Raw genomic sequence first — 11,200 nt, 5'->3', positions numbered from 1 at the left:
CCGTCCTCCGAGCGGAGTCGACGGTGGAGGGCCGAAGGTCCTCACGTGTCAGAGCCTGTTGGCGGAGCGGCCGGATGCGTGATCCTGACCTGGCCAAGGGTGTCGCGAAAGCCACTTTGGGGACATCTGGTGTCCCGAAAGCGGCTTTCGCGACATGACCGCCGGCCGGTCGCCGAGGAACGCTCACCCGGCCGGCGGACAAGCCGAAGCGCCACTCACGTTTGCCGTACCCCCTCGATGGCGCCACGAGTCCGCCTTCTTTCGAAAAGCAGTAAGAACGGCAGAGTGAACAGCAGAGAGCCGGCCACCGCGATCGGCCGTTGCAGCCACCAGATCGTGTCGGGCGTGCACTGCGCGACCAATTCGGGTGGCCTGATCATCGCCTGGTGGGTGCTTTCGCACCCTGAGGTCATCCGGCCGCGGTCTCCAGAAGCCGCGCCCCGAGCCGGATACCCCAGGCCTCGGCGCGTTCCTGCTCACCGTCGGACAGGATCGTGGCGTTCTTGCCGACGTCCACGAAGAAGCTCTCCGGCGGCAGCAACGGAACACCGCGACGCTTCAGCAGCAGCTTCCGCGCGCCGAGCGCCGCGGAACCGGTGAGCCACCGAGCCCGGCGAAGTCTCGTGTCGAAAACCGCGACGGGGACTCTCCGCGACGCGGTCGGGAGAGCGCTCAACCACTCCCGCAAGCCGGTCGCCGAGCGAACTCCACCCTCGACCTCTTGCAGTGCGCTCTTGCGTGTCCCGGGGCGGGTCATGCCATGGGCGTGGGTGGGGCCTCCGACGACGAGCAAGCCGAGGCCGTCCCACTGGGCCGGGGCGTCGTCGACGTTGACGACGTCGACCTCGCACGAGGAAGCCAGCCCCTTGCCGATCGCCCTGGCGACGATCTCGGTGTTGCCGAACATCGATTCGAACACCACGAGTACCTGCATCACGACTCTCCTTGGCTGATCGGCGAAAGTTCGTTCGAGACACGGGTGACGGCGATCGCGGCCAGCGCCACCCCGGCGGCGAGCAGCAGCGCGCCGGCCACCAGCAGGGTCCAGGACAGCCAGCCGAGGATCGGAAGGGTCGCCCCCGCCTCCACCCGCACGTCCACCCCGGGCGATCCGTCGGCGTTCATCACCACGACGGTCCAGTCACCGGCCTGGTCCGGCCACGTGATCGTCTGCGTGCCGGGGCCGGCCGCCGAAACCGTCCAGATACCCACCTCCCACGGGAGCACCGGCGACTCCGGCGAACGGTGTACGGCCAGCTCGCCCGAAGCGAGATCGGTGACCGTCGCGTAGTCGGTCCCACTCAGATAGCGTTCCGCCGCCGGGGCCGGCGCGACACCGACGAAAACGTCCTTCGGGCCGAGAGCGGTCACCCGTACGCGGATGTCTCCGAGCGCCCGGGCGGCGGGTACGTCACCGGCGGTGGTGGCGACGAAGGTGAATCGCTCACTCGCCAAGGCGGCGGTATCGGTGCTGTAGGTTCCCGAGGCCGTCAGGTATCCGTCGGCGTCGCGCTCGGCCCGGTCCAGCCACAGGGAGGCGGCGCCTCCGCTGAGCAGACCGGTCGAGACGACGGCGAGCACCACACCGGCCACGATCGACACGACGCGCCCCGGGGTCCACCCCGCCGGACGCGGGCGAGGCCGTGCCGGTTCCGCGGAGCCGTCGAACGGAGGGCCGGGTTCGGTCCCGCCCGAATCCAGGCGGAATGGCGGGTAGTCGTCGGTCATGAGTGCGGCGTACGCACCCACCCGGATGACCCATCGGTCCATGCCGATCACGAAATCGAAGATCGGCTTCGGATATTCGCCCCGCACCAGCAGGATGACACCCGCGATGAGCACCAGGATGCCGATCAATCCGCCCGCTCCCCACTGGAAGCCGTCGTCGGAGCCGTACCACAGCCAGAGCCCGCCTCCGGCGAAGAGACCGACGACGAGGTAATGCGGAAGGGCGAGCAGCCACCACTTCACCAGTACGAGACCGCGGGACAACCGTTCCGGGTAGTCGATCTCGAGCCGGGCGGGATAACCGGGATCGTCGGCCAGGGTGAACGGCGGATAGCGATCCGTGCCCAGCGCGGCGTAGGCGTAGTAGTGCACCCGCCACGTCCAGCGGAGAACGCCGACGTTGAACTCGAAGATCGCCCGCGGATACCGCCCGGTGACCAGGATGGCGAAGAACGCCACCGCCGTCAGCGGGACGAACGCGAGCCACAGCACCGCCAGCACGAGATAGTGCGGGATCGCGAGCAGCCATTTCACCAGCCACAGCCAGCGGGACAGGCCGGGATCGAGCGAAGCCTCGACGCGGACAGGGGAACTCATGGGACGCCTCCTTGCGGGGAGCGGACCTTTCCGACGATCCCGCGCGGCCGCACGGGCGAACAGAAACGAACGGCCCGGCGAACCGGGTCCTCCGGCCCTCCACGGCACGCGGCGTCCGGAGAACCATGAGATGCGACCCCTTCACCCCCTGAGCAGAGGCAGGTTTCCGATGGACCACGGCCTTCCCGACGACTACACCGTCGAAACCGCGGTGGCCCTGGCCTGCCGCGCCCCTTCGGTGCACAACTCCCAGCCTTGGCAATGGCGCGTCGGAGATCGCACCGTTCACCTCTACGCCGACCGGACCCGGCAGCTGACCGGGACCGATCCCGACGGCCGTGACCTGATGCTCAGCTGCGGCGCGGCGCTGCACCATCTCCGGGTCGGCTTCGCTGCCTTGGGCTGGCGGGCCGAGGTGCACCGGTTGCCCAATCCGGCGGAGCCGGACCACCTGGCGTCCGTCGAACTGCACCGGCACGAGCCCACCCAAGAGGACATCGCGCTCGCCGCCGCCATCCCCCGGCGCCGGACCGACCGGCGCCGGCACAGCTCCTGGACCGTGCCCGCCGGGCACCTCGAGACCCTCGCCCGGCACGCGGCCGACGAAGGAGCGATTCTGCGTCCCGCCCTCGACGCCGCCCGCTACCACCTCGCCCGCGCCGTCTCCGAAGCCGCCGAGGCCCACGCGGCCGACCCGGCGTACCGCACCGAACTCGCCGCCTGGAGCGGCAGGCACACCGCTCCCGACGGCGTCCCGTCGGCGAACGCACCCGCACAGGACGACACCCCCGGCGCCCTGCCCGCGCGTGCGTTCGCCGACCCCCGCCTCGGCCAGCCCGAAGGCTCGACCGGTGAAGCGGACGAGACCGTGCTCCTCGTGCTCAGCACGGCTTCGGACGACGCCATGTCGCGTCTCCGCGCGGGCGAAGCCACCAGCGCGGTACTGCTCGCCGCGACCAGCCTTGGCCTGGCCACTTCTCCGCTCACCGAACCGCTGGAAGTCGCGGGAACCAGGGTGCAGGTGCGAGACCTGGTCGCCGGCGGCACTTTCCCGCAGATGGTGCTGCGGACCGGCTGGGCGCCGGTCAACGCCGACCCCCTCACCGCGACCCCGCGCCGGAACCTCGACGAGGTTCTCTCACCCCTCGGGTCACCGGTGACCGGCGAAATGCGCTACCAGAGCCACTGAATCGAAAAGGAGCGATCATGCCTTACTGGCACTACTCCAACGGCGGCTGGGTCAGCATGCTGCTGATGCTGATCACCGTGCTCATCCTGGTCGGCGGCCTCATCACCGTCTCGGTGATCCTGTTGCGCCGCACCACCAAGACCTCGACCGGGCACGACGACGCGGTCAGGATCCTGAACGAACGCTTCGCACGCGGGGAGATCGACAAGGACGAGTTCGAGACACGGCGTGCCGTGCTTCGCGGGTGACCGGACCCGCGCACGAAAGGACCTGTGATGTCACGGACGGCCAAACCCGGTCCGCCCTCCGACCCGATCCCACCCGCGGCCCCTCCCGAACCCTCGGGCCGGCGCCGCTGGGTGGTCCCCGCTGTCTTCCTGGTGATGCTGCTCCTGTTCTTCCTGCCTCATCTGCTGACCGCCGAGACACCCTCCTTCGGCTACACGGAATTTCTGTCCAAAGTGGACACCGGGCAGGTGGAGAAGATCACCGTCGACGACGAAGGAGCCATCAAGGGAAACCTCCGTGACGGGACGGCCTTCACGACACAGCTTCCCGTCGCGTTCGCCGATGACCAGCTGCTGCCGAAGCTGAAGGAGAAAGGCGTCCAGGTCACCGGTGCGCAGGGTGGGTCGTCTGCCGTGCTGTCCTTCGTCGGCAGTCTGGTGCCGTTGCTGCTTCTGGTGGGTTTCCTGGTCTGGATGAGCAAAGGAGCGCAACGCTCCCTCGCCGGGGCCGGCGGTTTCGGCCGGTCGAAAGCGAAGATCATCGAGGCGCAGCGACCCACCACCCGGTTCGCGGACGTCGCGGGATACGAAGGGGTCAAGCAGGAGGTCAGTGAGATCGTCGACTTCCTCCGTGACCCGGACCGCTACGCGGCGGCGGGCGCGAAAGGGCCACGAGGGGTCATCATGGTCGGACCGCCGGGAACCGGGAAGACCCTGTTGGCCCGCGCGGTCGCGGGCGAGGCCAGTGTGCCGTTCCTGTCGGTCACCGGTTCCGAGTTCGTGGAGATGTTCGTCGGCGTCGGGGCGTCGCGGGTCCGAGACCTGTTCACCGAGGCCAGAAACCGGGCGCCGTCGATCATCTTCATCGACGAGATCGACGCCGTCGGCAGCCGCCGGGGCTTCGGCGGTACGGGCGGCCACGACGAACGCGAACAGACCCTGAATCAGCTTCTGGCCGAAATGGACGGTTTCGATCAGAGCAGCGGGATCGTCGTGCTCGCCGCGACCAACCGGCCGGAATCCCTCGATCACGCGCTGCTGCGGCCGGGCCGGTTCGACCGGCAGGTCACCGTCCCGCTGCCGAACCAGGACGAACGCGCGGCCATTCTCGCCGTTCACGTACACGGCAAGCATCTCGGTCCTGACGTCGATCTGCGGCGCGTCGCCCGCGGAACGCCAGGGTTCTCCGGCGCGGATCTCGCGAATCTGGTCAACGAGGGAGCGATCAACGCCGTCCGCGACGGGCGGACGACCATCACGGCGGCCGATCTCGACTCCGCCCGTGACCGGGTCCTGCTCGGCCGCCGCGAAACGTCCAACGCCCTGCTGCCCGAAGAACGGCACGCCGTGGCCGTCCACGAATCCGGTCACGCGCTGATCGCCGCGTTGTGCGAGCACGCCGATCCGGTCGCGAAGGTCACCATCCTCCCGGCGGGGATGGCGCTGGGCGCCACCGAGCAGCTTCCCGAAGCCGAACGGCATCTCTACAGCGAGGCCTACCTCACCGATCTGCTGGCCGTGCGGCTGGGCGGCCGTGCCGCGGAACTGGTGGTATTCCGCCAGGGTTCCACCGGCGCCGCCGACGATCTCGCCGGTGCCACCGCGCTCGCGGTGAAGATGGTGACGGAGTTCGGCCTGTCCACCGCGCTCGGCCCGGTCGCCTATCCGGCCGCACACAACCGGTTCCTCGCCGAGGATCCCGCCGAGCGACGGCAGGGTGGTTTCTCCGAAAGAACACAGCAGGTGATCGATCGGGAGGTCGCGCGGCTGGTCCGCGCGGCCGAAGACCGGGCCGTCAGCACTCTGCGCGGGCACCGGAAAGCGCTGGACCTGCTGACCGCCGCATTGATGAGCGAAGAAACAGTCGACGGGAGCGTCGTCCTCGACGTGCTGCGGCAGGAAACCGAAGCCGGCGATCTCGCGTCCTGAACGATCCGGGAGGCACCGATGGACCATCTGAGCCCGCTCGACGCGGCGTTCCTGGAACTGGAGGACGGGGATTCCAACGCGTCCCTTTCCATCGCGTCGGTGGCGGTGCTCGAAGGCCCGCCGCCGTCGCACGCGGACTTCGTCCGGTCGATCACCGCCCGGTTGCCGCTGATCCCCCGCTACCGGCAGAAGATCCACCGGGTACCGCTCGATCTCGGTCCACCGGTGTGGGTCGACGACGACCGGTTCGACGCGGCCCGGCACTTCCACCGGATCGCCGTTCCGCCCCCCGGCGGGGAGAAAGAGCTGTGCGAACTGGTCGCCCTGCTGATGGGGGAACGCCTCGACCGGGATCATCCGCTGTGGGAGTTCTGGGTCATGGAGGGGCTTTCCGGCGGCCGCTGGGCGGTGCTGTCGAAACTGCACCATTGCGTCGCGGACGGCGTCACCGGTAACGAGCTGTTGAAGGTCCTCTTCACGGACGCGCCACCGCACGCCGCCTCAGCCGAACCGGTCCCCGATCTCGGCAGCCTGGACCTGCTCAAGGATGCCGCACGCAGGCTTCTGCTGACGCCTGTCGCCCAGCTTCGCTCGGTGGCAGGACTGGTGTTCTCCCCTGCCCGGGCGGTGCGCGGTATCGCGGACGCCGTCTCGGGCCTGACGGCGTTCGCCTCCGCGCTCATCCCCGCGGCGAGGTCGTCGCTCTCCGGCCCTATCGGGCCCGACCGCCGCTACGAGGTCGCACACACCTCCCTCGACGACGTCCACGATGTCTGCCGTGCCTTCGAGGTCACCGTCAACGACGTGGCGCTGGCGGCCGTCTCGGGCGCGTTCCGTGCTCTCTTGCGCCGGAGAGGCGAAAGACCGGTCCCGGACGCGATGCGCGCCCTCGTACCGATCTCCGTCCGCGGCGACCACGGCACCGTCGACAACGAAGTCTCGCTGATGCTTCCCCTGCTCCCCGTCGACGTCCCCGATCCCGTGGGACGGCTGGTCGCCGTCCATCGGCGTTCGGCCGCGTTGAAGGCGAGCAAGGAGGCGGAAGCCGGCGCCGCTTTGACCGGTGTCGCGGCCTCCGCGCCGTTCGCCCCCATCGCGTGGGCCGTCCGGCTCGCCGCCGGGCTCCCGCAGCACAACGTGGTCTCAGTGGTCACGAACGTCCCCGGGCCCCGGACACCGCTGCGGTTGCTCGGACGGGAGGTGACCGACCTCTACCCCTACGTCCCGGTCGCCTTGCGGCTCCGGACCGGTGTGGCCGTGTTCTCCTATCGCGACAAGCTCAACTTCGGGATCACCTTGGACTTCGCGAGTGCGCCGGACACCGGTTTCCTCGCCAAGGCCATCGAAAACGAGCTCTCGGCCTTGGCGAGGATCGCGCACCGGTCACGACCGGGCGCGAACGGCCTTGTGGACGGTGTCGGCGAGCAAGACGACCGGCACGGTGGCGAAGGCCAGCACCCAGCCGAGCGGGCTCGGCACGGTTCCGCCGAGAAGGCCGGGCAGCGGGGGCATGAGCAGGAAGGCGGCCAGCATCGCGAGTTCGAAGACGATCGCGAACCACAGCAACGGATTTCCCCGCAAACCGATCCTGCCGATCCAGCGTGACTCGCTCCGGCAGGCGAAGGCGTTCGCGAGCTGGCCGAGCACGATCGCGGAGAACGCGGTTCCGGACGCGGTCGCGAGCAGTGCGGTGCCGGGCGTCTCGCCGAACCACCATCCACCGCCGAGCAGCACCACCAGGAACGCCGCCATGGCCGACAGGGCCTCGGCGGGGCCGAGCACCCCGAAGGCGCGGCGCGCCAGCCTGCCGTCGATCAGGGAACCGCCCTTCGCGGGCCCCTCCATCGTGCGCCGGTTCGGCGGCTCCGCGCCGAGCGCGACCGCCGGGAGGAGGTCGGTGCCGATGTCGAGCGCCAGGACCTGAAGGACGGTGATGGCCAGCGGGATCTGCCCGCCCGCGAGCGCCCACACGACGAACGGCGTGAGCTCGGCGACGTTGTCGGTCAGGTGATAGGTGAGGAAACGCCGGATGTTCACGAACGTCGCGCGTCCGAGTTCCACGGCGGCCACGATGGTGCCGAAGTGATCGTCGAGGAGGACCAGGTCGGCCGCTTCCCTGGCGACGTCGCTGCCCGAAGCGCCCATGGCGACACCGATGTCGGCCGTGCGCAAGGCCGGCCCGTCGTTGACGCCGTCGCCGGTCATCGCCACGACGTGTCCTCGCGCCTGGAGGGCCTTCGCGATCCGGAGCTTCTCCTCCGGGGCGACCCTCGCGACCACCACGCCGTCGACGTCGAGCAGTCTGCCGAGTTCCTCGTCGTCGGCGGGCAGGTCCTTGCCCTCCAGGACGAGCCGGTCCGGCCCGAGCAGACCGACTTCCTCGGCGATGGCCGCGGCCGTTCCCGGATGGTCGCCGGTCACCATCGCCAGCCGGATCCCGGCGCGACGGCAGGACGCGATCGCGGTGCCGACGTCGGGCCGGGGCGGGTCTTCCAGTCCGACGAGGCCGAGCAGCGTCAACCCGCCTTCTTCCTCCTTTGTGGACGGTTCGGCGTGGTGCGCCACCGCGAGCACCCGCAGTCCCGACCGGCTGAACGCGGCGATGGCTTCGTCCGCACCGGAAACCTCGCCGCACAGGGGCAGGACGGTGTCCGGTGCGCCCGAGACGTGGAGACCGCCGGCGTCCGCGACCGACGACCGGCGCCGACGCGGATCGAACGGCCGCCTCCGGGCCGGCGGCGGAGGGACACCGACTCCGGCTCGTGCGGCGAGGACGTGCAGCGCCACCTCCATCGGGTCGCCCACCGGCCGCCACCCGTTCGCCTCTTCGACGGCGTGCGCGTCCGGTGAGCACCGTGCCGCGGAGTCCGCGAGCCTCGCCGCGGCTCGCACCGAGGCCGGAGTGCCGGTCAGCTCGCCGACCGGCCGGTACCCCATCCCGTCGACCTCGACGGTCCCGGACGGGGTCCACACCCGGACGACGGACATCTCGTTGCGGGTCAGCGTGCCGGTCTTGTCGGTGCAGATGAAGGTGGTCGCCCCCAGCGTCTCGACGGATTCGAGCCGGCGTACCAAGGCGTGGCGGCCCGCCATCTTCTGCGCCGCTCGTGCCAGCGACAGCGTCACGGTCGGCAGCAGCCCTTCCGGGACGAGCGCGACCGTCACGCCGATCGCGAGCAGGAAGCTTTCCGTTCCCGCGCGTCCCAGGCCGAGGGCGGCGACGAAGAACACGCAGCCGACCGCGACCGCGATCAGCGCCACGATCCGCACCACACGGTGCAATTGCGCGGCCAGAGGGCTCTTGGGCCGCACGGCGTTCGCGGTCACCGCGGAGATCCCGGCGAGCCGGGAGCGGGGGCCCGTGGCCGTCACGATCGCGACGCTGTGCCCTTCGGTGACATACGTCCCGGCGAAGACGGATCCGCCCACCTCCGGCCGCACGGGCCTGCTCTCGCCGGTCAGCATCGACTCGTCCACCGACAGCGACCCGCGTTCGGCGAGCCGTCCGTCCGCGCACACCCGGTCGCCCGCCTCGAGCAGGACCACGTCTCCCACGACCAGTTCCGCCGCGTCCACCACGACCGCGCGCCCGTCCCGGCGCACCGTCGCGCGGACCGGCAGCAGATCCCGCAACCGTTCGGCGGCCCGATCGGCGCGGTACTCCTGCGCGAACGAGAACGCGCCGTTGAGCAGGACGACCACGGCGATCGCGATCGACAGCGCCGGCATTCCGGCGAGGAGAGCCAGACCGGCGGCGGCCCACAGCATGAGCGCGAAGAAGTGGACCATCTGCCCGGCCAGCGTCAGCAGCGGATTCCGCTGTTTCGCGGTGGGCAAGGTGTTCGGCCCGTCCCGGCGAAGTGCCGTCGCCGCTTCGGCGGCGGTGAGACCCTCCGTTTCCCGGGCCACGACGGAACCGGTCACCGGTCCACGGTTTCGCGAGCCACGATCACCGGGCACAGCGCGTAGGACATCACCGCTTGGCTCGTCGAACCGAGCAGCATCCCGGCGACCCCGCCGCGCCCGCGGCTGCCCACGACCAGCAGTCGCGCCTGGTCCGCACGCTTGAGCAGTTCGTCCGCCGGACGGCCACGGACGACCTCTCGGTGGACGCGCACGTCGGGATACTTCTCCCGCCAGCCCGCGAGGCGTTCGGCGAGCACCTCGTTCGCGCTCTCCTCGATCTCGGACCGCTCCAAGCTCCAGTGCGTCTCCTCGAACACCGCCGATAGGAAGGCGTCGTCCCAGCAGTGCAGGGCGACCAGCTCCGTCTGCCGCCAGGAAGCTTCCTCGAAGGCGAGCGCGAGCGCGGTCTCGCTGGTCCTCGTCCCGTCGATGCCGACGACGACCGGTCCGTCCTGTGGCGCATCGGCTTCCGCGACGTGCGGTCGGATCAGCGCGACGGGGCACGCCGCACGTGCCGCCAGCGCGATGGACACCGATCCGACCAGCACCCGGCCCAAGGGACGCAGGCCTTCGGTCCCCAGCACGAGCAGGTCCGCGTTCCCCGCCGCGTCCTTCAGCGCTTGCACCGGGCGCTCGTGCCGCAGGTCGAGCGAGACGTGGACGTCCGGCGCGATCTCCCTGGCAGCGTCACGGGCCTCCCGGAGGAGGCGATGCCCGCGCATCCGGATCATCCCGGAGAGATCCTCCCTGGTCGGCATCGGCCTCGGGTGACTCAGTGACTCGTCGTCGATCGCGTGCACCAGCGTCAGTTCCGCGTGGCGGCGGCGCGCCTGCTCCGCCGCCCAGCGGACGGCCCTGATCGCGGACTCCGAGCCGTCGACACCGACGACGACCCGGTGCCCTGAATTCTCCGGCATGGCGGTTCACCCCATCCTGATTTCGGCAACTGCCTTGGACGTTAGGAACTGACTCGCGAAGAAGGCAGCGGCGTTCGTAACCAGGAGACGGGACCTTCGGCCTATCAGTCCACTGTGGAGGGAGGAGACGGCAGCCGCACCACCGCGTCCGCGAGCCCATCCGTGATCACCCGCCGCGCCCCCGCCGAGTCGAGCAGGTCGGCGACCGGCCGGTTGTCGGCGAGGTAGGTGGCGGTGAACTCGCTGAACCCGTGCCGCGACGCCGCTTCCGCCAGCTTCGCGACCAAGGCGGACGCCAGCCCGGCCCGGCGCCAGGCGGGCTTCACCACTACCGCGATTTCGGCGACGCCGGGCTGGGCCGTCGCCTCGTACCGCGCGATCGCCACTCCCTTCCCGGCCTCGTCCCGGGCGACCAGCGCGTAACGTCGATCGAAGTCGAGCTCGGTCAGGCGCGCCAGCAGGCGCGGTGTCACCTTCGGAGGCGGCCCGCAGAACCGGCGGTACAACGTCTCCCGATCCGCCTCGGCGAGCGCCTCGCCGAGTTCCTCGGAGTCGGCGGGGCTCAGACGGGTCACGAAGACGGTCCGGCCATCGCGCAGGCGCACCGGCTGTCCGTCCATCGGCTCAGCGTAGGGCCGCGGGCTCTCGCTGCGACAAGGCCGAAGAGGCCTTGGCACCGGGGCCCAACGTCCCTCATCCTCCACCCG

General features: G+C 70.3%; 8 protein-coding genes and 1 pseudogene. 4 read left to right on the top strand and 5 right to left on the bottom strand.

Features of this window, described 5'->3' with window-relative positions:
* Positions 1-409: 409 nt before the first annotated feature.
* The gene (locus CVV72_RS05235) at positions 410-934 is read right to left on the bottom strand and encodes a flavodoxin (RefSeq protein WP_219151289.1); all 525 of its coding nucleotides are present in this window, start codon (positions 932-934) and stop codon (positions 410-412) included.
* Positions 934-2,325, bottom strand: coding sequence for a DUF4389 domain-containing protein (locus CVV72_RS05230; protein WP_219151288.1), 1,392 nt, complete (start codon positions 2,323-2,325; stop codon positions 934-936). Before CVV72_RS05230 ends, CVV72_RS05235 begins: the two co-directional genes overlap by 1 nt.
* Before the next feature lie 169 nt (positions 2,326-2,494).
* Here CVV72_RS05230 and CVV72_RS05225 point away from each other — a divergent pair, with 169 nt between their 5' ends.
* The 4 genes and pseudogenes from CVV72_RS05225 to CVV72_RS05210 all read left to right on the top strand — a co-directional run.
* Positions 2,495-3,514, top strand: coding sequence for an NAD(P)H nitroreductase (locus tag CVV72_RS05225; protein WP_219151287.1), 1,020 nt, complete (start codon positions 2,495-2,497; stop codon positions 3,512-3,514).
* Between the two features lie 17 nt (positions 3,515-3,531).
* Complete coding sequence (locus tag CVV72_RS05220) at positions 3,532-3,762, top strand: SHOCT domain-containing protein (RefSeq protein WP_219151286.1); 231 nt, start codon at positions 3,532-3,534, stop codon at positions 3,760-3,762.
* A 27-nt stretch (positions 3,763-3,789) separates the two neighbouring features.
* A complete protein-coding gene (ftsH, locus tag CVV72_RS05215) occupies positions 3,790-5,670 on the top strand; it encodes an ATP-dependent zinc metalloprotease FtsH (RefSeq protein ID WP_219151285.1) in 1,881 nt (626 codons plus the stop codon).
* Between the two features lie 18 nt (positions 5,671-5,688).
* Positions 5,689-6,984: pseudogene (locus CVV72_RS05210) on the top strand (wax ester/triacylglycerol synthase family O-acyltransferase); the annotation flags it as partial.
* 69 nt (positions 6,985-7,053) lie between these two features.
* Here CVV72_RS05210 and CVV72_RS05205 read toward each other — a convergent pair.
* The 3 genes from CVV72_RS05205 to CVV72_RS05195 all read right to left on the bottom strand — a co-directional run bounded on the left by CVV72_RS05205 (position 7,054) and on the right by CVV72_RS05195 (position 11,113).
* On the bottom strand, positions 7,054-9,594 hold the full coding sequence (locus tag CVV72_RS05205) for a cation-transporting P-type ATPase (protein ID WP_219151284.1): 2,541 nt from the start codon (positions 9,592-9,594) through the stop codon (positions 7,054-7,056).
* The gene (locus CVV72_RS05200; protein ID WP_219151283.1) at positions 9,591-10,493 is read right to left on the bottom strand and encodes a universal stress protein; all 903 of its coding nucleotides are present in this window, start codon (positions 10,491-10,493) and stop codon (positions 9,591-9,593) included. The genes CVV72_RS05205 and CVV72_RS05200 overlap by 4 nt, the downstream gene beginning before the upstream one ends.
* 104 nt (positions 10,494-10,597) lie before the next feature.
* Complete coding sequence (locus CVV72_RS05195) at positions 10,598-11,113, bottom strand: GNAT family N-acetyltransferase (RefSeq protein ID WP_219151282.1); 516 nt, start codon at positions 11,111-11,113, stop codon at positions 10,598-10,600.
* Between the last annotated feature and the right edge of the window lie 87 nt (positions 11,114-11,200).

The sequence above is a fragment of the Amycolatopsis sp. TNS106 genome (genome assembly GCF_019330265.1).
GTDB lineage: Bacteria > Actinomycetota > Actinomycetes > Mycobacteriales > Pseudonocardiaceae > Amycolatopsis > Amycolatopsis lurida.
The sequence above is the reverse complement of the archived record's forward strand: the minus strand, read 5'-3'. Positions and strand labels throughout refer to the sequence as shown.

Coding starts and splice junctions, on each gene's coding strand:
- CVV72_RS05230 (WP_219151288.1), bottom strand. CDS start 2,325: ATGAGTTCCCCTGTCCGCGTCGAGGCTTCGCTCGATCCCGGCCTGTCC.
- ftsH (WP_219151285.1), top strand. CDS start 3,790: ATGTCACGGACGGCCAAACCCGGTCCGCCCTCCGACCCGATCCCACCC.
- CVV72_RS05225 (WP_219151287.1), top strand. CDS start 2,495: ATGGACCACGGCCTTCCCGACGACTACACCGTCGAAACCGCGGTGGCC.
- CVV72_RS05235 (WP_219151289.1), bottom strand. CDS start 934: ATGCAGGTACTCGTGGTGTTCGAATCGATGTTCGGCAACACCGAGATC.
- CVV72_RS05200 (WP_219151283.1), bottom strand. CDS start 10,493: ATGCCGGAGAATTCAGGGCACCGGGTCGTCGTCGGTGTCGACGGCTCG.
- CVV72_RS05220 (WP_219151286.1), top strand. CDS start 3,532: ATGCCTTACTGGCACTACTCCAACGGCGGCTGGGTCAGCATGCTGCTG.
- CVV72_RS05195 (WP_219151282.1), bottom strand. CDS start 11,113: ATGGACGGACAGCCGGTGCGCCTGCGCGATGGCCGGACCGTCTTCGTG.